Here is a 22,699-nt window from a genome sequence, read left to right as displayed (position 1 = left end):
GCATCGGGCCGGGATTCTTGAATCGATACGTCGGCTTCAGAAGAGTTGAGTCAACAGCCAATACAGGCTGCCCGACAACACAATGGCCGCCGGCAGCGTCAACACCCAGGCCATCAGCAAATTGCGGATGGTCTTCATCTGCAGGCCGCCTCCGTTGGCGACCATGGTCCCGGCCACACCGGAGGACAACACATGGGTGGTGGACACCGGCAGACCGAACATGTCGGCGGCGCCGATGGTCAGCATCGCCACGGTTTCCGCCGACGCGCCTTGGGCGTAAGTCAGGTGAGTCTTGCCGATCTTCTCGCCGACCGTGACCACGATCCGCTTCCAGCCGACCATGGTGCCCAGTCCCAATGCAATCGCCACGGCGATCTTCACCCACAGCGGAATGAACCGCGTGGCGTTGTCGATCTGCTGTTTGAACAGTTGCAGTTTGTTGCTGGTGTCGGCATCAAAGGAACCGACCTTGTGCTTGTCCATCAAGCGAATGGTTTCGCTGGCCAGGTACATGTCGTTGCGCACGTTGCCCATGGCCTCCGCCGGCACTTTCGCCAGCGAACCGTAGCCTTTCACCTCGTCGCCAATGTGCCCGGTCAGCGCGGCGAGGGCCGGAACCAGTTGCGGTGTGGCCTGCTTGCTGCGCACGTAATCGGCCAGCACCGGGCGCGAATCGGCCGGGGCCGGCAGCGGGGCGCTTTTCACCAGTGCCTGCTGGGTGACTTCGGCTACCGCTGCGAACTGCAAGGTCTGATCGGCGGGCATGGTGCGGTTCAGGGCATAGGCCATCGGCAGGGTGCCGACCAGAATCAGCATGATCAGGCCCATGCCTTTCTGGCCGTCATTGGAGCCGTGGGCGAAGGACACGCCGGTGCAGGTGGCGATCAGCAGGCCGCGAATCCACCACGGCGGCGGGGTGTTGCCGTCCGGCGCCTTGTACAGCGAACGATTCTTCACGAAGGCGCGCAGGGCCAGCAGTAACAGCGCAGCACAACCGAAGCCCACCAACGGCGACAGCAAAAGCGCGTAACCGATCTTGATGGCCTGGGCCCAGTCCACGCCGCTGGTGCCGTCGCGGCCGTGCATCAGGGCATTGGCCACGCCGACACCGATGATCGAACCGATCAGTGTGTGCGACGACGAGGCCGGCAGGCCCAGCCACCAGGTGCCGAGGTTCCACAGGATCGCCGCAATCAGCAGGGCGAAGATCATCGCGAAACCGGCGGACGAGCCGACCTGCAGAATCAGCTCCACCGGCAGCAACGCGATGATGCCGAACGCCACCGCGCCACTCGAAAGCAACACACCGAGGAAGTTGAAGAACCCGGACCACACGACAGCCACATTCGGCGGCAGCGAATGGGTGTAGATCACCGTGGCCACGGCGTTGGCGGTGTCGTGGAAACCGTTGACGAACTCGAAGCCCAGGGCAATCAACAGCGCTACGCCGAGCAGCAGGAACGGCGTCCAGGTGGTGACCACCGTGCCGAGTTCGTGCATGTCGTGCATCAGGCTGTAGGCGGTGAACAGCATCCCCATGGCCAGCACGGCGAAGAACACCACGTACGTGAAGGGGCCGGGTTTCTTGTCGAGCGCCGGCCTGCCGCTGGAAGCGGAGGCCGGGCTGGCGGTCAGGGAGGGAGTAGCCATGGCAGGACAATCCTGAGCGAGGGAAGGAGTGTCGCCCATGATCGTTGCTAAATATTACAGAGAGACTGCGGCAGATCAGTGTTCGGTGGATTAGCCCCGCATTGATAGGAATGCACGGTGGCGAGGGAGCTTGCTCCCGCCGGGGTGCGAAGCGCCCCCAAGAACTCTGCGACGGCTGTGCAGCCGAGCGGGAGCAAGCTCCCTCGCCACAGGTGGATCAGTAATCCCCGCGCTTGCGAAACGCCCAGCGTCCGGCAATCGCGGTGAACGTGGCCACCAGCGCCACCAGAATCCAGAACCCTTCCGGATCGGTGGCCAGCGGCACGCCGCCGACGTTCATGCCGAAGAAACCGGCGATGATGTTGATCGGCAACGCCAGCACCGTCACCACGGTCAGGGTGAACAGCGTGCGGTTGCTCTGTTCGTTGACGTTGGCGGCGATTTCTTCCTGCAACAGCTTGATCCGCTCGCCGAGGGCGGTGAGGTCGTTGATGATCAGCGCGAACTCTTCGGTGGATTTGCGCAGCTCCTTGACGTCCTCCTTCTGCAACCAGGACGGCGGCCGGTTCAGCAGGCGCAGCAGCGAGCCCGGCTCCAGCGCCAGCAGCCGTTGCAGGCGTACCAGCACCCGGCGGTTGGCACCGAGTTCGGCGCGGTTGGTCGACAGTCGCGACGACAGCAACTCGTCCTCGACCTGATCGACGCTCAGGCTGGTCTTGCGCACGATCTGGGTCAGCACTTCGCCCTGGTCGCGCAGCAAGTGCACAAGCAACTCCGATGGCGAGCGAAAGCACTCGCCGGCCTTCACCGATGAACGCAGTTTGTCCACCGAGTGCAACGGTTGCAGGCGGGCACTGACGATCAGTTTGCTGCGCACGCAGACCCACAGCGTCGACACGTCCGACGAGACCATGCTGCTGAGGTTGAACACCACGTCGTTGACCACCGCCAGCAACGCCGAATCGACATGCTCGATACGGGTCGAGCGCGAACCTTCGTGCAGCGCCTCGAAAAATTCCTGTGGCAGTTGCAGATGACTTTTCATCCAGCGCTCACACGCGGCATGGGCCAGATTCAGGTGCAGCCAGAGGAATTCGTCGCTGTCGCTGTCGTCCTGCAGGCAGCGCAGGGCGGTCGCCGAATCCACTTCGCGCCCGCGCTCGCCCGGGCGAAAACGGAAGCCGTAAAGCAGGCCGAACAGATCAGGATCGCGATGGCTGATATCGAGGCTGTGGTTCATGAAGGCTCGCTGCGAGGAGGCGTCTGTCGCGGGATTTGCAGATTCACCTGAGCCGCATCATCGCAATGTCACATGACGTTTGTGTGACAGCAAAATGATGTCAAATCAACGTGTTACCGGCGGTCGGATATTTCTAAAGAAGGGCTCTGGCACGCCGATCACGCATGAGTTAGGTTGCGCGCCTTCGGCCATGAGCCAAGGTTCGGCGACACGGATGTCCGGCCACAATTCACGCCTTGTCGGGCGTGCCTCATTCCTGTCCCGAGTACCTGCGATGCTGCAAAAATCCTTGAGAGCGCAAATTCTTGCCCTGCTGAGCGGCAGCCTTTTGGCGATGCTGTTGATCGCGCTGGCCTGCTTTCATTTCCTGTCCAATGGCGTGCAAAGCTACAGCCAGTTGATCGCCGGCCCCTTGCACACGTCGCAACTGATCGACGAAGCCAACCTGCAATTCAAGGTGCAGGTCCAGGAGTGGAAAAACGTTCTGCTGCGCGGCAAGCAACCGGCGGACCTGGCCAAGTACTGGGCCCAGTTTGAAGACCGTCAGCGTGATGTGCAGAACATCCTCGGTGAGCTGGCCAATCAGAAAGGCCTCGAGCCTTCGTTGAAAACCCGCATCGAACGCCTGCGTGAAGAACACCGCCTGCTCGGTGCTGCGTATCAGAAGGGGCGTGATGCCTACGTGGCTGCCGGTGCCGATCCGGCTGCGGGCGACGTGGCCGTCAAAGGCGTCGACCGCGCCGCCAGCGACCAGATGAGTGAACTGGTGGCCGAACTGCGCAAGCAGGGCACCGAACAGTCGGCGCTGATCAGCGCCAGTGCCGATCGCACCGTGATGCTGGGGATTGTGGTGATGCTTGCCTCCGGTCTTTTGATCGGCCTGCTGAGCCTGTGGCTGGTGAACCGCAACCTGGTCGAGCCGATCCGCAACCTCATCGACTACGTCACCCAGTTGAGCAAGGGCCGTCTGGTCGAGCGTGTCGTCAGCAATCGTCAGGACGAATTGGGTAACCTGGCCGCTGCGGCCAACACTCTGCGCGATTTCCTCGCCGAAACCTTCAATCACCTGCAACGCAGCGCCAAGGATCTGGACAGTGCCAGTGGCGAATTGAACGCCATCGCCACGCTGATGGCCGGCGGCACCAACGAGCAGTTCAACCGTACCGATCAGGTGGCCACGGCGATGAACGAAATGTCCGCCACCGCCCAGGAAGTCGCCCGTCATGCCGCCGACGCGGCGCGTGCGGCGGACGATGCCGACCAGTCCGCCCAGCAGGGCGAGAAGGTCATGCAGAGCACCATCCACAGCATCACCCAGATGCGTGGCGAAATCGCCAACACCGCCACGGTCATCCGTCGTCTGGAAGCCGACAGCGGTCGTATCGGCAAGGTGCTGGAAGTGATTCGCGGCATCGCCGAACAGACCAACCTGCTGGCGCTCAACGCGGCCATCGAAGCGGCTCGTGCCGGTGAAGCCGGGCGTGGTTTTGCGGTGGTGGCCGATGAGGTGCGCAACCTCGCGCAGCGCACGGCGGAGTCGATCATCGAGATCAACCAGATTATCCAGAGCGTGCAGACCGGCGCGGTGGATGCGGCCCAGGCCATCGACAGCGGCCAGACCCGAAGCGATGAAAGCGTCGAGCAAGTGACCCAGGCCGGCGCGATGCTCGAGCGCATCACCCATGCGGTTGAAGCGATCCGCGACATGAACCGCCAGATCGCCACCGCCGCCGAAGAGCAGACCTCGGTGGCTGAAGACATCTCGCGCAACCTGACCGAGATCACCTCGATCGCCAGCACCAACCTCGACAACGTGCAGCGCACCGAAAGCGCCAGCCAGAACCTGCACGGTCTGTCCGGGCAACTCAACGACGTCACCGCTCGCCTGTGCGTCTGACCCGCCAGCGACTGTGTACCGGCCCGGTTACCGAGTCGGTACACAGTCGATCTCAAATCGTGCATGCCGTCGCCGATGGCCGGTTAACCATAACCGTCATTGGAGATTTTCCATGGTCAGCATCACGTCCGTTTCGATCAATCAGACCGTCACCACGTCCACCGGCAAAACCTCGATTACCGAGGCGGGCGACGACACGTCCACCACTGCGGCGGCCAGCACCGGTGTGAAGGCCGACACCGGCAAAGTGGCGGCGGGCGGTGGTGCGGCACCGTCGGGCGACAGCAGTTCCAGCAGTGATGAATCGGATACCGTGAAAGAACTGCGCAAGCGGATCGCCGAACTGCAAAAGCAATTGCAGGAACAGCAACAAGCGCTGCAAGCGGCTCAGGCAAGGCAGGAAAGTCAGGATGCCAAAGCGGCGGATGTTGCGGCTGCGCAGTCGCAGATCGCGACGACGTCGGCTTCGTTGCAGACGGCGACGGCGGCGTTGTTGGCGGCGTTGCAGGAGTCCGACAGCAGCACATCGGGCTCGTTGGTCAGCACTAGCGCTTAAACTCAACACAAAGCACTGTGGGAGCGAGCTTGCTCGCGATGGCATTCGGTCAGACAACTCAATGTTGACTGATCCACCGCTATCGCGAGCAAGCTCGCTCCCACAGGGTAGTGCCGGGGGTTATCAGTGATCCTGTTTGTTGCTCAGCACCTTGCCGGTGGCCGCGTCCAGATCCACGTCCCATTCCTTGCCATCGGCGGTACGCAGCTCGACTTCGTACTCATAGCCGTTGAAATGGTTGTCCAGGTCGGTGTCGACGATGGTCGCGCCCGGGTGCAGGGCCAGGGCAATTTTGTTCAGCTCTTCCAGCGGCTTGATCTTGCCGGATTTCACCAGCTCAGGGATCTGATCGACACGAACGTCAGCCTGGGCCAGGCCAGCGGTGAGGGTCAGGGCGGCAGCGGTAAACAGGGCAGTCAAAGTTTTCATCGGTTATTCCTTTGGGGTGATTCGTTCAAGTGAGTTCAGGTTAATCACCGCAACTTAATTCACCCTTAAAAAACAGCGAGCAGGCCGGACTCCCTGCAGGAGCGAGCCTGCTCGCGTTACTGACGCCCGATTGAAAGATCAGAAACCGTTGTTCTTCAACACCTGATCCACACTGGCGGTGGCCGGGCGTTTGTAGAACTTCAGCAGTTCGCTGGCGCGGTTGGTGAAGATACCGTCGACGCCGGCGGCCATGACCTTCTGGAAGTCCACGGGTTCATCGACGGTGTAGACGTGCACCAGCATTCCCTTGTCGTGGGTGTATTTGTTCATCCACGGCTGTACCAGGTCCGAATAGCTCTGATCGCCGCCGTGGGTCAGCCTGGCCGACGGGCCGGTGCCGATGGCGCCCTGAGCCTTGGCGTAGTCGATCCACTGCTTGAATTCAGCTTCGGATTTCGGCTCCTGCTTGCCGTAGAAAACGTTCTTGTCCTTCTCGCCGGATTCGGCAAAGGTCACTTTCGATTTCGGTTCGATGCTGCCCTCACCGACCCACAGCAACAGGATCTTCGGCACTTGCGGCATTTCCTTTTGCAGCAGTTCCAGGCTGTTCTTCTCGAAGGTCTGCAGGATCACCTTGCCGTTGCTCTCACCGACGCTGGCAACGTTTTTGGCCGGTTTGGCGCCGGCCGGAATCAGCCAGCCACGGGCCTGAAGTTTTTCCTTCAGGTCGTGCTCGATGCCCGGGAACAGTTGCGGCTCCTTGGTCTCGATGTACAGGCCAGGTTTGTGCTGCGGATTGGCCTGGGCGATGTCGATGATTTCATCCAGGGTCAGAATCTTCAGGCCGGCGTAGGAAGGACGGGCGCGATCCGGGTAGGCCTTGTTGTACCAGCTGCCGGCATCCAGGGTTTTCAGTTCGGCCATGGTGAAAGCATTGGCCGGGCTGTCCTTGCGGTCCGGGAATTTGGTGGCGACGTCGGTGGTGCGTTGCAGGTTGTTGTCGTGCAGGGCGAACAGCACGCCGTCCTTGCTGCGCTGCAGGTCCATTTCCAGGTAGTCGGCGCCGAGGTCGCGGGCCAGTTTGTAGGAGGCTGCGGTGGATTCCGGTGCGTCGAAGGAGGCGCCACGGTGGGCGATCACTGCCGGGTGCGGAATGCCCTCCGATGCAGCAAGCGCAGCGGGGCTCGGCGGGTTGGCAGCGTGCGCCTGGCCGAGGCCGAGCATCAGGCTCAGCAGCAGAGCGCTCTTGGTAAACGTGGCGGGCATATCGAGGTCCTTTCGCAGGGATTTTCAAAGATGTCCCTTTTAGCAACTCAAACGAAAACCTGCTATCGCAAGACCGACATAAACGTACTGAAAGCGAAAATTTCCGCACTTTTGTGCGTTCGTTTGCAGTACGCTTGGCCACGGCAACCACCCCGGCAGAGGGGGTGCCTCAACGCCCTGCGTGTAGACCATCGATCCTTTTCGTGAGGTTTACCATGCGCATCACATCCCAACTCATCTGCCAGGCCGCCGACGACCTCAAGGGTTTTGTCGGCCTCAACCGCAAGACCGGTCAGTACATCGTGCGATTCAGCGAAGACTCGTTCGGCATGGACGTGGCCGATGACGGCATCATGCCCGCCAGCGAATTTGTCTGGTCACCGGCCTCCGGACAGACCATGACCCTCAAGCGCGAGTCGATCCAGTTGCTGCTCGATCAGCACATCGACGACCGGATCAACATCACCGAGCCGTTGCGGGTGTACATGCAAAAACGCGAAGTGCCGGAGATTGTGGCGGTGCGCCATCTGGTGAAGGGCTGAAGGTCTTGTGTTGACATGCAAGCCTTATCGCGGGCAAGCCCGCTCCCACAGGTACGGCGTGATTTTGAGAACAGCGCACTCCCCTGTGGGAGCGGGCTTGGTCCGGGCGGCGATCCGACGAAGAGGCCAGTGAGCCCGCCTCAATACTCACAGAGCAAACCGATACTCCCGCTCAACCCGACATACCCGCGTATGAAACGCCGAATACCACTCGGCCCGCCCACGCGCCTGAATCACCCGGTGCTCCGGATGCTCACGCCAGGCCAGAATAGCCGCCTCGCTCTCCCAGTACGAAATCGTAATCCCCACGCCGTCCGCGCCCCGGATCGAATCAATGCCGAGAAACCCCGGTTGCCCGGCCACCAGTTGCATCATGCGCCTGGAGGCTTCGGCGTAGCCGTTGTCGCCCTCGGTGCGGGTCGAGGTGAAGATCACCGCGAAACACTCAGTGTCCGGTTTCATCGAGGTTGCTCCGCGCAGGCTTCGACAAACGCTCGCACCAGCGGCGGCAATTGCCCTTTGAGCGCGGCGCGTTCCGGCTGGAACAACGTCGCGACGAAGAACACATGGTTTTTCAGTTCGATGGCGCGCAAGTCACCGGCTGAATCGTGGCCCACGGCATGCAGGTCATGGGTCAGCAAATCTCGTTCGAACTGCGGATTCACTCCATAACGGCAGCGATACCCTTCACGAATCTCGGACGTTTCGTACGCCTTGGCGATCAACGAACCGGGCACCAGATGAATGCCGTCCACCGCTTCCACCAGCGAGCAGGTCAGCGGCGAGAGCACGGCGCGGCTGGCATCGGGCGAGGTTTCGCCATGCTCGGCATCGGCCCATCCGAGCACGTTGCGAGCAAACTCCAGCACCGCGTGTTGAAAACCGCCGCAGGTGCCGAGAAACGGACGCTGCTGTTCGCGAGCAAAACGAATGGCCCGTAGCGCGCCCGCTTCGCTTTTGTAAGGACTGGCCGGGACGCACCAGAAACCGTCGAAGCCGTCGAACGGTGTATCGAGGTGAATGGCGTCCGTGGCCAGCCATTCGAAATCCACGGGACGGCGAAGGTGTTCCGCCGCCAGCCCGAGGGCGACGGGGATGGCTTGATGAGCGGTGACTTGCGGGTCGTAGTCACCGATCAGGGCGATGCGCAGGGCTCTGGATTCCATGAGTGTTCGCTGTGCTTGTTGAGGGATGGCGCTCACTATAGATTGGCGTTCACGCACTCCATATGGGCGCTTTCCCAAGTGATCAATGCAGCGACGCACTATCGACTCGACTTCCCGGATCTGACACTGATTCTCGCCCTGGTACGTGGCGGCTCTCTGGCCCGGGCTTCGCAGCTGTTGAAGGTCGATGTGTCGACGGTGTTTCGCGCCGTGCGCCGACTGGAGGCCGCACTCGGTCAGCAACTGTTCGAAAAAAGCCGTGCCGGCTATCTGCCCACCACCCTCGCGCAATCATTGGCGGAGCAGGCCGAGCGTGCCGAGCAGGCGCTGGAAGCCGCGCGCATCGGCGTGGAGCAGGGCGGCGAAGTGATCAGCGGTACGGTGCGCCTGACCTGTACCGACTCGGTGCTGCAAGGCTTGTTGCTGCCGGCGCTGGCGCAGTTCATGCCGAACTACCCGGCGCTGACCATCGAATTGAGCACCTCCAACGATTTCGCCAACCTCAGCCGTCGCGATGCCGACATCGCCCTGCGATTGACTCGTACACCACCGGAACATCTGGTCGGACGGGAGCTGGCGAAGATTTCCTACCGGGTCTGTGCCAGTCCACGTTATCTACAAAAGGTTGAAGCGGCCGATCTGGCAGCGCTGACCTGGATCGCTCCGGACGACTTTCTGCCCGATCACCCGACCGTTGCATGGCGCCGTCAGCAGTTGCCGGGTGTGACGCCGAGCTATCGCTGCAACAGCATGCTGTCTGTAACCGAACTGGTCCGCGCTGGACTGGGCGTGGCGGCGTTGCCGGACTTTCTCATCAACGAAGGGCTGCAAGCGCTGAGCGAACCCTTGCACGGTTATGACACCGCGCTGTGGTTGCTGACCCGCCCGGACTGCCGCGCATTGCGCTCGGTGGTCACGTTGTTCAATGAATTGGGGCGGGCGCTGCGTCTGGCTTGAAGAGGAATCATGACGAAGGGCGTTGTTCCTGCTGCAGTATGTGCTGATGGACTTCGCGTGTGAGGATTTCGATGCGCTCGGTCAGGTCCTTGGTCATCTCGGTCAGGTGTGTGTTCTGCTGCAGTAATTCGAGCAGTTGCGCAGTGTTTTTCGCCGCTTCCGCCTGGCGTTCGCTGTTGGCCACTGCCAGCGCCTCACGGTGCTGTGCGTCGGCCTCTGATTGCGCTTTGTCCCGTGCGGCCTGACGGGTCTGGGCCAGCAGAATCAGCGGCGCGGCATAGGCGGCCTGCAGACTGAACGCCAGATTCAACAGGATGAACGGGTAAGCGTCGAACCCGGTTACGCCGCTGACGTTGAGCCCCATCCAGAGCACCACAATCAGAGTCTGTGCGCCGAGAAAGGTCGGCGTGCCGAAGAATCGCGCAAACGCCTCGGCACGCAAGGCGAACTTGTCGTTGCCGAAGGTCGTGTTGAGATGGGCGTGGGGGCGGTGAAAGCGCAGGTGATCGGCGGCGGCAGGGGAAGGCGATTCGGGATGTTGTGTAGTCATGATGGGCTCGGTGACGCTTGGGACTGAAGACACTATAGTCCCGCGCCGTGGAGCTTGTGCTCAACGCTGGGGGCCAGACGATGGTTGCGGATTTCATCCTCGCGCCCGCTCATTGGCGAACATGCTCACGGCTTCCACCGCCTCGCTGGCGCCGTCACGAATCTGCAGGATTACCGTGCCGGCCTGATCTGCCAGTTCAACACCCTGCGCTGCGCGACCCCGGGTGCCGTCCATGCTCTTGATCGCCTGACGGGTTTCACTCTGGATCAGGCCGATCATATTGGAAATCTCTGCCGTCGAGCCGCTGGTGCGCGCCGCCAACTGCCGCACTTCATCGGCCACCACCGCAAAGCCGCGACCCTGCTCGCCCGCACGGGCGGCTTCGATGGCGGCGTTCAGGGCCAAAAGGTTGGTCTGGTCGGCAATCGCGCGGATGGTGTTGACGATGGCGGTGATCTGTTCGGAGCGCTCGCCCAGTTGCGCAATCAGTGTGGATGACTCGGCAATGTCGTCGGCGATTTCGCGCATTTCACTGGCCGCTTGCTGGATCACTTGCGTGCCTTGCTCGGCGACTTTTCGGGTGGCGACGGAGATGTGATAAGCGGCACTGGCGCTGCGTGCATCCTGCTCATGCTGCTCGACCCGGGCGGTTACGTCGGACGCGAATTTTACGACTTTGCACAAGCGGCCGGCGGCGTCGTAGACCGGGTTGTAGTTGGCTTCCAGCCACACGGTCTGGCCGCGTTTGTCGATGCGTTCGAACTGCCCCTGAAACAACTCGCCCTGGTTCAACCGGCGCCAGAAGTCCTGATAGTCGCTGCTGTTGACCAGATCCGCCGGGCAGAACAGCCGATGATGCTTGCCCTTCAGCTCGGCGAGTGTGTAACCCATGCGCGTCAGAAAATTCTGATTGGCAGTGAGGATATTGCCGTCGAGATCGAATTCGATCACTGCCATGGCGCGATCGATGGCCTGCAATTTGGCGTTGGCTTCACTTTCCTGCTGGACTTTGGTGGTGACATCCATGGCGTATTTGACCACTTTCACTACCCGGCCCGAGGCATCCTTGATCGGGTTGTAGCTGGCCTCGAGCCAGATCGGTCGGCCTTGGCTGTCGATTCGTTCAAAGGTACCGGACTGGAACTGGCCGCTTTTCAATCGCGACCACAACTCGGTGTATTGATGGCCATTGGCAAACGCTGGCGGGCAGAAGCGGCGATGGGGCTGGCCGATCGCCTGTTCAGCCGTGTAGCCCATGGTTTTCAGGAGGTTGTCGTTGGCACTGAGCACGACGCCGTCGAGATCGAATTCAATCACCGCCATGGAGCGGTTGATCGCTTCCAGCAGACCGGACTGTTCGGTAATGGTGTTTTGGAGATCGGCGAGGACGGTCTTGTGGCGATTGGAAAACATGCTGGAGGCACTCTGGAAATAGGGCTGATAGTGGGTTCCCTGTTTCCGCGCCAGTCAGCCAGACATGTCGATGGCTGGCAGCAGTGTGCCAGCATCCAGGCTGGCGGGTTCACTTATACAAAACTTTATAAACTTGTACAAGAAATCGATTTTTTGCAATTTTGTACAAGTTTTTTCAGGCGCTGGATCGGCTCAACGCTACGCTGATCGTGTTACGTCCCGTGTGCTTGGCGGTGTACAGCGCCTTGTCAGTGTCGTCCAGCCAATGCAACGCATCCGGGTAGGTCGATTGAAAACGCGCCAGACCGATGCTCAGGCTGACCCGCATTTGCGGTACATCGGGGTGGCGGTAGTGATGCAGGGTCTGACGCAATTGTTCCATCAGCGCTTCGGCTTTGTTCAGCGGAAGGTTGGGCAAGATCACGCAAAACTCGTCGCCGCCGTAACGGCCGGCCAGTGCGTTTTCACCCAGCAGGGATTTGAGTTCTTGACTCAGTTGCTGAAGCACGGCGTCGCCGACGATGTGTCCGTAACTGTCGTTGATCACCTTGAAGTGGTCGACATCGATCAGCGCGAGGGTGGCCTGATGGTTGTGTTCGCGGCACTGCTGGAACTTGAGGTGCAGCAGGTCTTTCCAGGCGCCGTGGTTGAGCAGGCCGGTCAGGCTGTCGGTGCGGCTCAGGGCACTCAAGGTGCGCTTGTGTTCGGCGAGTTTGATCGCCAGCCGATAGCAGACCATGCCCAGCGCCAGCGGATAAAGAGTGAGCATCGGCAGGCACGCCCAGACTTGGGTCTGTGTGGCCGTCAGGGTGAATCTGACTCCGAACAGCGACCACCCCAGCAGCACGCCAATCACCTGGGCAAGGGCGCCAAGCAGGAACAACCGTCGACCGCCGGCGGCGACGTTGTTCATGGTCATCATCGATAGAATGGTCACGGTAACCAGTGGATTGAACTGGAAACACGCGGTCCAGAAACCACCGAACACCGAGTCATACAGCAGATTGCGGCGCTCGGCGCGGTAGGGGAAAGCCGAGCGGATCGACCATTGATAGGCGACGTGGGGCCAGAGAAAGCCATTGAACAGCAGCAGCGCCCAGAGCCACGCCGGCATGTTCAGTGGGTACAGCGCGGCGCCGACACTGAAAAAACCGATGCCTAATCCAATGGCACGTGGCAGATAGATACGTCTGGCGAATGACAAGCCTTTGCCGCGTCGGTTTTCCATGATGTTCTGCGCCAGATTCATTCTGAAACACTTTGCAGTGTAATTCTTCAGAGCGACCGTTCATCGGTCAATGACAGACATTGTCATTTATTCCAGCGGGAAAATTCAGTGTCCTTGTGAGCCAATTACGCGGCGCAGACGTGTTCTAGAGCTGGTAGCAGGCCAGGAACATGTCGAGCGCGGAATCGACCACGGCTTTTTGCGTGGCATTGTCGAGAGAGGGCTGGCCCATGGAAATCTGCGGCCAGAACGCGAAGGTTTTGAGCAAGCCTTGTAACTGATGCGCGGCAAACTCCGGGTCGACCGGTTTCAACCGGCCATCCGCCTGGGCGGCGCGAATCCACACGGTCACGCTTTCCTCGCGTTCACTCATGCGCGTCACCATGTTCTGAGCGCGCTCGGGCGAGTGGATCGTGGCGGCGATGGCGACCCGGGCCAGATCCATGAAATTGTCGTCCGCCATCATCTGCAGTTTGGCCAGCAGCATCGTTCGCAATTGATCACGCAAGGGCTGATCGTGTTGATATGACACGGCTTGCTCGGTGCTGATCCGTGCCCATAACTGGTTGAGAATTTCGGCGAACAGCTCTTCCTTGCTCGGAAAATGGTTGTACACCGTGCGCTTCGACACACCGGCGCTGGCCGCGATTTTGTCCATGCTGGTGACCTCGAAGCCATTGGCCCGAAATTCGGAAATGGCCGCCAGGATGATGGCTTCGCGTTTACGGTCGGTGAGGCGCGTTGGAGCTGTCATAAATTCGATTCGGCAGGAATGTGGAGGAAATTACACTCGGCAGTTTACTTGTCATCCGGATTCATGCAACCTAGAAAGTACACCGATCAGTGTAATGTTGCGTTAATCGGTGCCACCTAAAACCAGATGTCCGGCTGATGCGTGCGTGCCTTGGCCATTTATCGTCCCACCTTGGAAAACCGTGAATTGTGCGGTTTCTCTGGAGTCATTCAGTCATGGCCAAATCAATTTCCTCCGCGGTCAGTCCTGTACCTGAAGCTTCGCGCCAGGCCGAAGGGACATTCCGCAACCACGCGCCGGTACAGCGCGAAGGTGTGCGCAAGATGTTGCGCATCATGTGGAACATGATCTTCCACAAACCGCACAACACCCGTCCGGCGGCGGCCATTCCTGTGCAGCCTCTGACCCGTGCCGACCTGATTGCCGCGCCGAACCACAGCGTTTATCGCCTTGGCCACTCGACTTTGCTGCTGAAGCTGCAAGACAAATTCTGGATCACCGACCCGGTCTTCGCCGAGCGCGCCTCGCCCGTGCAATGGGCCGGCCCGAAACGCTTCCACCAGCCACCGATCAGCATTGACGAGTTGCCGCCGATCGAGGCCGTGATCCTGTCGCACAACCACTACGATCACCTCGACTACGAAGCGGTGTTGAAACTGGCCGACAAGGTCAATGTCTTCCTGACCCCGCTGGGTGTCGGTGACACGCTGATAAAATGGGGCATCGATGCCGACAAGGTCCGCCAGTTCGACTGGTGGCAGGGCACCGAAGTGGCCGGCATCCGCTTCATCGCCACCCCGTCGCAGCATTTTTCCGGTCGCGGTCTGTTCGATGGCAACCAGACCCTGTGGGCTTCCTGGGTGATCATCCACGGCGACACACGGATTTTCTTCAGCGGCGACAGCGGTTACTTCGACGGCTTCAAACGCATCGGCGAACAGTTCGGCCCGTTCGACCTGACCCTGATGGAAACCGGTGCCTACAACGTCGAATGGCCCCACGTGCACATGCAACCGGAAGAAACCCTGCAGGCCCACATCGACCTCAAGGGCCGTTGGCTGTTTCCGATCCACAACGGTACGTTCGATCTGGCGATGCATGCGTGGCATGAACCGTTTGACCGCATCCTCGCACTGGCCTGGGAGCGCAGTGTGTCCATCACCACCCCGCAAATGGGCGAGGCGTTCAACCTGGCACAACCGCAACGCGGGGATGCATGGTGGTTGGCGGTTGAAGGGGAGAGTGAGGCGGTGGTGCAGGAGGCCTGACTCCCTGATCCAGGTTCGCCTCAAAGAGGCGAACCTGGATCAGTCCGCCATCGCATAGTCCCCACGCACTGACTCAACTGTCGAGCCATTGCTTGTCGAACGCCCCGGCGCAAACCCCGGAAAAAACACCAACCCCTGCGCCTCGAGCCGATACGTCAACGCCAGCCGTGCCGCATCCGCCACGTCCTGCTGCGCTTCGAACCGCTGAATGTCGTCAACCGAAACCCTGGCTTCCCGCGACAGTTGCTCGACGCTCCAGCCCAGGATCTCTCGGGCCTGGACGCAATGGGTCGGGGTGAACTGGAAAAGGGCGATACGTTCGAGGATGAGGTTCATCGCTGAAGAGGCCATGGTGTGCTCCGGGCTCGAGGGTGCTGATGGAAAATGTACTGTGTTTTTGTACAGTTGTTTTCAGCCGGGATCAAACGCATTTTTTGATTTTCCCCGCTTCGACGCCTCCAACCAGACGGACGGTGCCTGACCAAGAAGACGTCGGAACATCGTCGAGAACGCTGCCGGGCTGTCGTAGCCGAAGTCCAGGGCAATCCGCGTCACCGCTTCACCTGCCGCCAGTCGTGCCAGCGCCAGAACCACACAGGCGCGCTGGCGCCATTGACTGAAACTCAGGCCGGTTTGCTGGCGGAACAGTCTGTTGAAGGTGCGCAAGCTTATGTGCAATTGATCGGCCCATTGCTGGGGGGATTGGTGGACATTCGGCTGATGCAGAAAGGTCTGACACAGTTCGAGCAGTCTTCCGTCAGACGGCAGCGGGATATGCAAGGGAAGTGGCGCACTCCGCTGCAATTCATGCAGCAACAGATCGATCAGCACGCCGTCACGCCCGGCCACGTCATAGGTCAGCGGCAGCTCCACCGCTTCCATCAGCAAATGCCGCATCAACGGCGACACACTGATCACCTGACAGCACTCGCCCAGATCCACCGCACCCGGTTCGATATACACACTGCGAGTGCTGACCCCCAGCATCAACACCTCATGCGCCACTCCCGGCGGGATCCACACCGCCCGCTGCGGCGGCACCACCCAGTTGCCGTCATGGGTGCTGACCTGCATCACCCCGGTCGCGCCGTACAACAATTGCGCCCGCCGATGCGTATGACGTGGCAACAGATAGCCGTAGGAATAATCCGTTCCGATCGCCACCACCGTGCGCGGTGTGTCATCCAGCAGATTGATCGAAACATTGCGCATGAGCGGCCCCGGCGATTGGCGTAAACGCAAACATTATTGGCTGACTTGCTGAAGCGGGCCAAGCGCTGCGGCTCTATCGTCGACCGCTTACAAACAACGGACGGCGCACCATGTTCTACCTCCTGCTGACACTCTTCGGCTGCCTGACCGGCGTCACCGCCGTACTTTTCGGATTCGGCGGCGGCTTCGTCGTTGTGCCGTTGCTGTATCGCATGCTCACCGCCAGTCACGGCGCCGACGACCCGATCAGCCAATCGGCCATGCACATCGCCGTCGCCACCTCGACCTGCGTGATGATCGTCAACGGCCTGGTCGCCACCGACAAACACCGCCGCGCCGGCAACCTGATCCGTGAGTATCTGTGGCCCTTGGGCGGCTTCATTGGATCAGGCGCCATCGTGGGTGCCATCGCAGCCGTGTGGGTCAGCGGCGAAGTCATTCGCTATGCCTTCATCGCCTACCTCGGCGTGACGATTGTCGACTGCTTGCTGCGAAGGGGATTTCTTACGCAGTCCGAAGGTGTCGTCCCACGGCGATTGGGAACACTGGAAACGTCCGGCAGTGGTGTAGGCATTGGCGCCATCGCGACCTTCCTCGGCGTAGGAGGAAGCGTCATGACCGTGCCATTGCTGCGCCGTTGCGGGTTGAGCATGTCCCAGGCGACGTCGATGGCCAATCCGTTGAGCGTGCCGGTGGCGCTGGCGGGCACGCTGACCTACATGGTGATGGCGCGGTTCAGCGAGACAGACCTCGGGCCATGGTTTGTCGGATATGTGGATCTGCTGGCGTTTGCGGTGCTGACGCTGGGTTCGATGGTGGGGATTCGCTTGGCCACGCCGTGGATCGGGCGGATACCGGATCGGGTTCATGCGTGGGTGTATATCGCTCTGCTCATTACCGTTTTCTTTGGAATGATAGTGAAGTAGACCCTCGATTCCTTTGAGCATCCTCTTCATACTCCGCAGCCTTAATGACTCAGGGATCGATCCATGTTCAAAGGACTGTCACGTCTGGCACCATTCGCCGTGGCGCTGTTTACACTGACTTCCACCGCCCATGCAGAAGAAGGCCGGCGCGTATTCACCGGCACGTTGGGCAAGATGCCGATTGTGGTCGAGCTCAACACCCGGCAGCCGGACGAAGTGACCGGTCGTTACTTCTACGAGAAGTATCACCGCGACCTGGCCCTCAGTGGTGTGTTGCAGGAGACCACGTTGACGCTGGTCGAGGGCAACAATCGCTACGACGACAAGCCGCTGCCGGCTCTAAGGCTGAAATCCACCGCCACCGGCTGGCAGGGCGAATGGCAGGACCCGAAGGGCAAGAAACTGCCGGTGCAACTGGTCGAGGCCAGACTTCCCGCGCCGACTGCAACGATGTTGCCTTTTATTGCCACCTTGCCGAAGAGTGATCCCTACGAGTATCTGCGCCTGCAGGGGCTCAAGCTCAAACCGGGGAAGAAAGAGAACTTCATGGGCTACGACCTGCAATGGTGGACGGAGCCTGAGTCGAAACTTTCGCTGTTCAGTGTCGAGTCCGGTTACACGAAAGAAGAGCAGCAGCGCATCAACAACCACCTGCTCGGGCGGCTGTGGACGGAAGTCATCGACTATCACCGCTGCATGATGGATGGCGGGGAATACGCCGAGTTCGAACAAGGCGCTGTCCCTGAGTTTCTCTCGCCCGACGTGGTCAGCCTGGATATCTCCACCGGCTACAGTTGCGGCGGTGCCCACCCGGACTTTGGCAGTTCGCCGATCAATCTCGACGTACACACGGGCGAGTTGTTGAAACTCAAGGATGTGCTGTGGATCGGTAATCCCGCTGACGCGGCAAGCGAGGACGAGCAAGTGAAAGTCCTGGCGCCGTGGCTGGTCAAACAGTTCACCACGTTGTACCCGGATGAAATGAAGAAGCCGGCCGAAGACGATGGCAGTTGCGACTACACCGATGAGAGTGTCTGGGGTTATTCCAACTGGCACTTCACGCCGAAGGGTATTTACCTGGGCGCCTACTTCGCCCGTTACCAGCGCAATTGTGATAACCCCGAGTGGTCAGTGCTGCCGTACTCAGTTATCAAACAACACCCCGGCGCCGTCAAACTGCAACTGCCCCAGGGCTGACTCTCACGCCAGACCCGGCGCTTCACGAATGATGAAGTGATCCAGGTTCTCGATATTGGCATTGAAGACCTCGAAAGGCTTTTCGGGGTTCTTCTTGCCCGGCACCTGTTTCAACTCCGGCGTCACGCCATAAAAGAAGCAGAACAACGCCTTGTCGCTGTCGATCGCGTGTTTGATTTCTTCCAGAAACGCCTTGCGCTTGCGGTAGTTGTCGATCAGCTTTTTGTTGAGATAGACACTGACCGGATAAGGCTTCTTCTTGCTCTCATCCGGCTTCTTGAACCAGACCTTGTCCTCGAAATCGATCCGGAAACTGGCGCTGTGGAAGTCCTCGATTTTCTTGATCCGGCCCCAGTAAATCAGTCCCTTGTTGTCCATCAAGTACTCGATCTTCTTGAAGAACGAACTGTACGGCGCCGTATGCTCGCCAATCTTCAGCGGCATGCGCTTGAGCAAATCCTTGTCCGCGAAGTTCGACACAAAACACTCCACGGGGTGAGCGAAGACACTGGTCTTGTCCGGCGCCGTCTCACGACTGGGCGACTCTTTCGAGGCGGTAGCCGCCACCCGCACCGGATCATCCCGCAACACATCCGCCGCCCCCGCTGGCGTGGCAGGCTTGCGCACATACTCACGGCGCGTCAGCAACAACTCCGACGGGAAATGCTCCTCCCGCCCGTCATCCGCTTCCCCATCCGCCGCCTCAACCCCCGACGTCGACGTCTTCAAACTCACATACGGACAACCCGCCACATGCTGCGTACCGGGCAGATTCTTGAAGTGCGGCGTGCGCACGTAATTCACGTTCTTGGCGTTGAACGTCCCCAATTCGTTGGAAGCATCGAACGCCGCACGACAGACGTCGTTGGGGCACTGGAAATGCTCCTTGGCAGAATCGAACGCCACCGTCTCATCGAAATTGAGATCGCGAACGTCATAGATCGACAGTTTGTCGTCGAGACTGAGGCAGTAGGCGAGGTCGAATTTCATGGTGGGGCTCGGGTCCTTGAGTGGGGGGAGGGGTATTAATAGCGGGTGGTGGGGTGGGTTGCACTGATTGTTTTCGGGATGATGCAAAACCTGTTTGAGTGAGCCAGCTCCCGCTGGACTGCGAAGCAGCCCAAAAGTTAGCAAACGCGATTAGTCAGATAAACCGCGATTATTCCCTTTCGAGTCTTCCAACGTTGTCATATAGCCAAGCAGTGAAAGCCTCTCTGTCGTCCGAATGGTGGCAACGTTGGTGACAGTTGGGACATAGCGCTACGACATTCGAAGGCTGGTCCGATCCTTCTTGCGACATATGCTTTACGTGATGAACTTCAAGAAACGGTTTTCCATTTTTCTTAAATGGCGCTTCTTCGCCACAACCTTCGCACTTCCCATTGGCTTCCTGACGAACCCAGCCCCTCAATTCGGGATCACGAAAGTAAACCTTTCTGGTGGACGTCGTTTGGAGAGGTGTCTTTATCCCTTTGGGGACATAATCAAATTGCGTTCGCTCAAATTTGTCTGCGCGTTGTTCCAGTAACGCTTCGTCCGCAGTTGGATCAGAATCTTCAAGCGTCGGAATGGTGGAATCATCAAGTGCTTTACGGATGCTACGCGCTACATTCGCACCAACATTCTTGGCAGGTTTGTAGCCTTCAATTCGCTTTCGACCCATTTCTACCAACACGGTAGAAATGTTCTGCATCCGAAATTCGACAGAACCCTTCGTCCGGCCGGCGAGTGGGCCTTCACGCAGAATGCGATTTTCCTCAGTCTTGACGAATTTCTGGCCGCTCTGCTCACGCGCCAGCATCTTGAGGTAGGCATCGACCGCAGCCTGAATCTCTACGTCACTCCAATCGCTATTAGTTTTTTCCGTATCCATACAATCGCCGAGGGTTGAAAACCCTCGGACGATACTGAGTGGCTATCACTGCTGTCTACGAAAATTCCTACAGAAAATATCGACGGATCTTGCGAAATCCTACAACCGCCATCACTAGCCCATGGAATGTCCCGAAGACTGAAACACCTGCGCAACCTTTCGCCACCAGAGCTTCCCCGGTCTCTGCCGATGCGTCTGATCATTCAGCAGATAAGGCATATCCCGCAGGCGAATCCAGCTTTCGTCCTGCCAATGCAGCAGACTCAACGACATTTCCGGCCAATCCAACAAACTCAACATCGGTCGTTCTGAATGTCCTGAGTGCTCTGCATCGCGCAAGGCTGGCACCACCTGTTGAGTCAACCACTCCCGCAACAACCGGTTCCCCGGGATGTAGTGATACACCAGCAGCGCATACACACCGGACTCGCTGAGCATCAGTTGCTCTTCGGGTTGCCGAAAATACTCAATCCACAAAACGCGACGTTGATCCTTATCTAGCTTGTTGACCATGCGTTCGCATAGATGGAAACCCATCAAGCGGCCGACATCGCGGGCGCAGAACCACGTTTGGTTTTCGAGTAGAAGGGCGTGTAGTGCGAGGTTGTGACGCGAGAAGACTGTTACAGAAAAAGGATCGGGCATATCCATTACCTCTACGTTTAGATTTTTGGAGGGCCTGGCCCCAACGTAGAGTGGACTGAAGAAATCCCAACGAGCGAGGCAGCTCCACTGACGGCATATGCGTCTGTGTGACTGATCAAGCTTTCTACGTTGGGTGTTTCTTAGGCACCTGTAATTGAGCTTAGAGGTGCCTGCATTTGGCTTCAATGCGAAGCAGCTGTAAGTGCTGTAGGAGATTGAGGGCTGTAACGTAGGGACGGAAAAGTACAAACAGCTGCCCATAAAAAAGCCCCGATATAATCGGGGCTTTTTGCTTTCTCAATTCGACGACTCAAGCAGCAATCGTCAAACCATGGCGAGCGAGACGATTAATCCCAGCTCAACGCACCACCAGTCTGGTATTCGATCACACGAGTCTCAAAGAAATTCTTCTCTTTCTTCAAGTCCATGATCTCGCTCATCCAAGGGAACGGGTTGGTAGTCCCTGGGTATTCTTCCTTCAAACCGATCTGCGACAGACGACGGTTGGCGATGAACTTCAGGTAGTCCTCCATCATCGCTGCGTTCATGCCCAGTACGCCGCGAGGCATGGTGTCGCGGGCGTATTCGATTTCCAGCTGGGTGCCTTGCAGGATCATTTGCGAGGCTTCTTCCTTCATTTCGGCGTCCCACAGGTGTGGGTTTTCGATTTTGATCTGGTTGATCACGTCGATGCCGAAGTTCAGGTGCATGGATTCGTCGCGCAGGATGTACTGGAACTGCTCGGCGACACCGGTCATTTTGTTGCGGCGGCCCATGGAGAGGATCTGGGTGAAGCCGCAGTAGAAGAAGATGCCTTCCAGCACGCAGTAGTAGGCGATCAGGTTGCGCAGCAGTTCCTTGTCGGTTTCGACGGTGCCGGTGTTGAATTCCGGGTCGGAGATGGCGCGGGTGTATTTCAGGCCCCAGGCGGCTTTTTTCGCGACCGACGGGATCTCGTGGTACATGTTGAAGATCTCGCCTTCATCCATGCCCAGCGATTCGATGCAGTACTGGTAGGCGTGGGTGTGGATCGCCTCTTCGAACGCCTGGCGCAGGATGTACTGGCGGCATTCCGGGTTGGTGATCAGGCGGTACACGGCCAGGGCCAGGTTGTTGGCCACCAGGGAGTCGGCGGTGGAGAAGAAGCCGAGGTTGCGCATCACGATGCGGCGCTCGTCGTCGGTCAGGCCTTCCGGGTTTTTCCAGAGGGCGATGTCGGCGGTCATGTTGACTTCTTGCGGCATCCAGTGGTTTGCGCAGCCGTCCAGGTATTTCTGCCAGGCCCAGTCGTACTTGAATGGCACGAGCTGGTTGAGGTCGGCGCGGCAGTTGATCATGCGCTTTTCGTCAACGGCGACACGGGCGGCGGAGCCTTCGAGTTCGGCGAGGCCTTCGGCGACGTCGAGCGAATCCAGTGCAGCCTTGGCGCGGGCAACGGCAGCCGAGTCGTTGGCGGTCACGGCGCGGGCTTCGAGGGCGGCGGCACCGCCGGCGCTGTCGAGGCGGTCCATGGTGGCTTCGGCAGCGCGGCCGGCGTTGGCGCCTTTCACTACTGCTTCTTCACTGTCTTCTTTGTCGAATTCGTCCCAGCTCAGCATGACGTGTCGTCTCCTGCGTGAGGGCCTGTGCCCGTGTGAAAACTGATGGGTTGGTTTTTCACACGGCCGTACAGGCCGCGTTGGATGTCGTTTTTTGCAGCGGTGCTACGCAGGCAATAAACAGAAAATTTTTTCGGGTTTCCGAGAGCCTCTGACGGGCGCGAGTCAGCGTTGACGCTGCTGCGGGGCTTCAGAATGGCTTTGATCCCTGTAAGGGAATATTGCTGACCCGATGGGGCGGCATTATAGGGAAAAAAACACGGCTGTGCTGAGGCGAATCCGCGCATGGCGCGGTCGGGGAGGGTGGTTTTTCGACGAGAGCGAGGGTTTAC

22 protein-coding genes and 2 pseudogenes are annotated in these 22,699 nt (G+C 59.4%); 7 read left to right on the top strand and 17 right to left on the bottom strand.

The genetic code is table 11. From position 1 onward, the window contains the following. Window positions 1-36: 36 nt before the first annotated feature. Both NWV16_RS21400 and NWV16_RS21395 read right to left on the bottom strand, forming a co-directional pair. The gene (locus NWV16_RS21400) at window positions 37-1,650 is read right to left on the bottom strand and encodes an inorganic phosphate transporter (RefSeq protein WP_260520649.1); all 1,614 of its coding nucleotides are present in this window, start codon (window positions 1,648-1,650) and stop codon (window positions 37-39) included. Between the two features lie 217 nt (window positions 1,651-1,867). After that, entirely contained in the window at window positions 1,868-2,890 is a 1,023-nt protein-coding gene (locus NWV16_RS21395; protein ID WP_065259346.1) for a transporter, read from the bottom strand. Window positions 2,891-2,984: 94 nt separating this feature from the next. On the opposite strand from NWV16_RS21395, the gene NWV16_RS21390 reads away from it, so the two are divergent. Together NWV16_RS21390 and NWV16_RS21385 are read left to right on the top strand one after the other, a co-directional pair. Beyond that, window positions 2,985-4,787, top strand: a complete 1,803-nt coding sequence (locus tag NWV16_RS21390) for a methyl-accepting chemotaxis protein (RefSeq protein ID WP_409519307.1) — start codon at window positions 2,985-2,987, stop codon at window positions 4,785-4,787. A 112-nt stretch (window positions 4,788-4,899) separates the two neighbouring features. Beyond that, entirely contained in the window at window positions 4,900-5,343 is a 444-nt protein-coding gene (locus NWV16_RS21385; protein WP_260520647.1) for a hypothetical protein, read from the top strand. Window positions 5,344-5,466: 123 nt separating this feature from the next. Here the strand turns inward: NWV16_RS21385 and NWV16_RS21380 are convergent, their stop codons facing one another. Together NWV16_RS21380 and NWV16_RS21375 are read right to left on the bottom strand one after the other, a co-directional pair. Further along, window positions 5,467-5,772, bottom strand: a complete 306-nt coding sequence (locus NWV16_RS21380) for a PepSY domain-containing protein (protein WP_065259299.1) — start codon at window positions 5,770-5,772, stop codon at window positions 5,467-5,469. A 138-nt stretch (window positions 5,773-5,910) separates the two neighbouring features. After that, complete coding sequence (locus tag NWV16_RS21375; protein WP_260520646.1) at window positions 5,911-7,038, bottom strand: glycerophosphodiester phosphodiesterase; 1,128 nt, start codon at window positions 7,036-7,038, stop codon at window positions 5,911-5,913. Between the two features lie 215 nt (window positions 7,039-7,253). On the opposite strand from NWV16_RS21375, the gene NWV16_RS21370 reads away from it, so the two are divergent. Next, on the top strand, window positions 7,254-7,580 hold the full coding sequence (locus NWV16_RS21370) for a DUF2025 family protein (RefSeq protein ID WP_260520645.1): 327 nt from the start codon (window positions 7,254-7,256) through the stop codon (window positions 7,578-7,580). Window positions 7,581-7,727: 147 nt separating this feature from the next. Here the strand turns inward: NWV16_RS21370 and NWV16_RS21365 are convergent, their stop codons facing one another. Beyond that, window positions 7,728-8,042, bottom strand: a complete 315-nt coding sequence (locus NWV16_RS21365; protein ID WP_260520644.1) for an antibiotic biosynthesis monooxygenase — start codon at window positions 8,040-8,042, stop codon at window positions 7,728-7,730. Beyond that, window positions 8,039-8,746, bottom strand: a complete 708-nt coding sequence (locus tag NWV16_RS21360; RefSeq protein WP_260520643.1) for a CTP synthase — start codon at window positions 8,744-8,746, stop codon at window positions 8,039-8,041. The genes NWV16_RS21365 and NWV16_RS21360 overlap by 4 nt, the downstream gene beginning before the upstream one ends. 15 nt (window positions 8,747-8,761) lie before the next feature. On the opposite strand from NWV16_RS21360, the gene NWV16_RS21355 reads away from it, so the two are divergent. Next, a complete protein-coding gene (locus tag NWV16_RS21355) occupies window positions 8,762-9,703 on the top strand; it encodes a LysR family transcriptional regulator (protein ID WP_260523567.1) in 942 nt (313 codons plus the stop codon). A gap of 7 nt (window positions 9,704-9,710) precedes the next feature. Here the strand turns inward: NWV16_RS21355 and NWV16_RS21350 are convergent, their stop codons facing one another. The 5 genes and pseudogenes from NWV16_RS21350 to NWV16_RS21335 all read right to left on the bottom strand — a co-directional run bounded on the left by NWV16_RS21350 (window position 9,711) and on the right by NWV16_RS21335 (window position 13,648). Then, window positions 9,711-10,253 (bottom strand): DUF1003 domain-containing protein, encoded by a 543-nt coding sequence (locus NWV16_RS21350; protein WP_260520642.1) that lies wholly within the window; start codon window positions 10,251-10,253, stop codon window positions 9,711-9,713. A gap of 93 nt (window positions 10,254-10,346) precedes the next feature. Continuing rightward, window positions 10,347-10,784 (bottom strand): annotated as a pseudogene (locus NWV16_RS27870) (methyl-accepting chemotaxis protein); the annotation flags it as partial. Window positions 10,785-10,892: 108 nt separating this feature from the next. Then, window positions 10,893-11,576 (bottom strand): annotated as a pseudogene (locus NWV16_RS27865) (PAS domain-containing protein); the annotation flags it as partial. Between the two features lie 265 nt (window positions 11,577-11,841). Next, the gene (locus tag NWV16_RS21340) at window positions 11,842-12,894 is read right to left on the bottom strand and encodes a diguanylate cyclase (RefSeq protein ID WP_260523566.1); all 1,053 of its coding nucleotides are present in this window, start codon (window positions 12,892-12,894) and stop codon (window positions 11,842-11,844) included. Window positions 12,895-13,039: 145 nt separating this feature from the next. After that, entirely contained in the window at window positions 13,040-13,648 is a 609-nt protein-coding gene (locus NWV16_RS21335; RefSeq protein WP_260520640.1) for a TetR/AcrR family transcriptional regulator, read from the bottom strand. Window positions 13,649-13,863: 215 nt separating this feature from the next. Here NWV16_RS21335 and NWV16_RS21330 point away from each other — a divergent pair, with 215 nt between their 5' ends. Next, window positions 13,864-14,916 carry an MBL fold metallo-hydrolase gene (locus tag NWV16_RS21330; RefSeq protein ID WP_260520639.1) on the top strand — a complete coding sequence of 351 codons (1,053 nt, stop codon included), beginning with the start codon at window positions 13,864-13,866 and terminating at the stop codon, window positions 14,914-14,916. 39 nt (window positions 14,917-14,955) lie between these two features. Here the strand turns inward: NWV16_RS21330 and NWV16_RS21325 are convergent, their stop codons facing one another. After that, window positions 14,956-15,267: a multiprotein-bridging factor 1 family protein gene (locus NWV16_RS21325; RefSeq protein WP_260520638.1), complete on the bottom strand. Its 312-nt coding sequence runs from the start codon at window positions 15,265-15,267 to the stop codon at window positions 14,956-14,958. A 60-nt stretch (window positions 15,268-15,327) separates the two neighbouring features. Further along, the gene (locus NWV16_RS21320; RefSeq protein ID WP_260520637.1) at window positions 15,328-16,128 is read right to left on the bottom strand and encodes a helix-turn-helix domain-containing protein; all 801 of its coding nucleotides are present in this window, start codon (window positions 16,126-16,128) and stop codon (window positions 15,328-15,330) included. A 110-nt stretch (window positions 16,129-16,238) separates the two neighbouring features. Between NWV16_RS21320 and NWV16_RS21315 the strand changes: the two genes are divergently transcribed. Beyond that, window positions 16,239-17,054: a sulfite exporter TauE/SafE family protein gene (locus tag NWV16_RS21315; RefSeq protein WP_260520636.1), complete on the top strand. Its 816-nt coding sequence runs from the start codon at window positions 16,239-16,241 to the stop codon at window positions 17,052-17,054. A 63-nt stretch (window positions 17,055-17,117) separates the two neighbouring features. Continuing rightward, a complete protein-coding gene (locus NWV16_RS21310; RefSeq protein WP_260520635.1) occupies window positions 17,118-18,251 on the top strand; it encodes a hypothetical protein in 1,134 nt (377 codons plus the stop codon). A 3-nt stretch (window positions 18,252-18,254) separates the two neighbouring features. On the opposite strand, the gene NWV16_RS21305 is transcribed toward NWV16_RS21310, so the two are convergent. From NWV16_RS21305 to NWV16_RS21290, 4 genes are all read right to left on the bottom strand, one after another. Next, on the bottom strand, window positions 18,255-19,241 hold the full coding sequence (locus NWV16_RS21305; protein WP_260520634.1) for a hypothetical protein: 987 nt from the start codon (window positions 19,239-19,241) through the stop codon (window positions 18,255-18,257). A 169-nt stretch (window positions 19,242-19,410) separates the two neighbouring features. Further along, window positions 19,411-20,124 carry an HNH endonuclease signature motif containing protein gene (locus tag NWV16_RS21300; RefSeq protein ID WP_260520633.1) on the bottom strand — a complete coding sequence of 238 codons (714 nt, stop codon included), beginning with the start codon at window positions 20,122-20,124 and terminating at the stop codon, window positions 19,411-19,413. Between the two features lie 114 nt (window positions 20,125-20,238). Continuing rightward, entirely contained in the window at window positions 20,239-20,769 is a 531-nt protein-coding gene (locus tag NWV16_RS21295) for a Bro-N domain-containing protein (RefSeq protein WP_260523565.1), read from the bottom strand. Between the two features lie 347 nt (window positions 20,770-21,116). Continuing rightward, on the bottom strand, window positions 21,117-22,367 hold the full coding sequence (locus NWV16_RS21290) for a ribonucleotide-diphosphate reductase subunit beta (RefSeq protein WP_065259282.1): 1,251 nt from the start codon (window positions 22,365-22,367) through the stop codon (window positions 21,117-21,119). Window positions 22,368-22,699 lie beyond the last annotated feature (332 nt).

The organism is Pseudomonas sp. BW7P1, assembly GCF_024981055.1.
In the GTDB taxonomy this organism is placed as follows: Bacteria; Pseudomonadota; Gammaproteobacteria; order Pseudomonadales; family Pseudomonadaceae; genus Aquipseudomonas; species Aquipseudomonas bananamidigenes.
This window is presented reverse-complemented; position numbering and strand designations above follow the sequence as displayed.

Excerpts from the sequence above, each read along its gene's own strand:
- NWV16_RS21400 (WP_260520649.1), bottom strand. The coding sequence starts at position 1,650 with ATGGCTACTCCCTCCCTGACCGCCAGCCCGGCCTCCGCTTCCAGCGGC.
- NWV16_RS21395 (WP_065259346.1), bottom strand. The coding sequence starts at position 2,890 with ATGAACCACAGCCTCGATATCAGCCATCGCGATCCTGATCTGTTCGGC.
- NWV16_RS21390 (WP_409519307.1), top strand. The coding sequence starts at position 2,985 with ATGATGTCAAATCAACGTGTTACCGGCGGTCGGATATTTCTAAAGAAG.
- NWV16_RS21385 (WP_260520647.1), top strand. The coding sequence starts at position 4,900 with ATGGTCAGCATCACGTCCGTTTCGATCAATCAGACCGTCACCACGTCC.
- NWV16_RS21380 (WP_065259299.1), bottom strand. The coding sequence starts at position 5,772 with ATGAAAACTTTGACTGCCCTGTTTACCGCTGCCGCCCTGACCCTCACC.
- NWV16_RS21375 (WP_260520646.1), bottom strand. The coding sequence starts at position 7,038 with ATGCCCGCCACGTTTACCAAGAGCGCTCTGCTGCTGAGCCTGATGCTC.
- NWV16_RS21370 (WP_260520645.1), top strand. The coding sequence starts at position 7,254 with ATGCGCATCACATCCCAACTCATCTGCCAGGCCGCCGACGACCTCAAG.
- NWV16_RS21365 (WP_260520644.1), bottom strand. The coding sequence starts at position 8,042 with ATGAAACCGGACACTGAGTGTTTCGCGGTGATCTTCACCTCGACCCGC.
- NWV16_RS21360 (WP_260520643.1), bottom strand. The coding sequence starts at position 8,746 with ATGGAATCCAGAGCCCTGCGCATCGCCCTGATCGGTGACTACGACCCG.
- NWV16_RS21350 (WP_260520642.1), bottom strand. The coding sequence starts at position 10,253 with ATGACTACACAACATCCCGAATCGCCTTCCCCTGCCGCCGCCGATCAC.
- NWV16_RS21340 (WP_260523566.1), bottom strand. The coding sequence starts at position 12,894 with ATGGAAAACCGACGCGGCAAAGGCTTGTCATTCGCCAGACGTATCTAT.
- NWV16_RS21335 (WP_260520640.1), bottom strand. The coding sequence starts at position 13,648 with ATGACAGCTCCAACGCGCCTCACCGACCGTAAACGCGAAGCCATCATC.
- NWV16_RS21330 (WP_260520639.1), top strand. The coding sequence starts at position 13,864 with ATGGCCAAATCAATTTCCTCCGCGGTCAGTCCTGTACCTGAAGCTTCG.
- NWV16_RS21325 (WP_260520638.1), bottom strand. The coding sequence starts at position 15,267 with ATGGCCTCTTCAGCGATGAACCTCATCCTCGAACGTATCGCCCTTTTC.
- NWV16_RS21320 (WP_260520637.1), bottom strand. The coding sequence starts at position 16,128 with ATGCGCAATGTTTCGATCAATCTGCTGGATGACACACCGCGCACGGTG.
- NWV16_RS21315 (WP_260520636.1), top strand. The coding sequence starts at position 16,239 with ATGTTCTACCTCCTGCTGACACTCTTCGGCTGCCTGACCGGCGTCACC.
- NWV16_RS21310 (WP_260520635.1), top strand. The coding sequence starts at position 17,118 with ATGTTCAAAGGACTGTCACGTCTGGCACCATTCGCCGTGGCGCTGTTT.
- NWV16_RS21305 (WP_260520634.1), bottom strand. The coding sequence starts at position 19,241 with ATGAAATTCGACCTCGCCTACTGCCTCAGTCTCGACGACAAACTGTCG.
- NWV16_RS21300 (WP_260520633.1), bottom strand. The coding sequence starts at position 20,124 with ATGGATACGGAAAAAACTAATAGCGATTGGAGTGACGTAGAGATTCAG.
- NWV16_RS21295 (WP_260523565.1), bottom strand. The coding sequence starts at position 20,769 with ATGCCCGATCCTTTTTCTGTAACAGTCTTCTCGCGTCACAACCTCGCA.
- NWV16_RS21290 (WP_065259282.1), bottom strand. The coding sequence starts at position 22,367 with ATGCTGAGCTGGGACGAATTCGACAAAGAAGACAGTGAAGAAGCAGTA.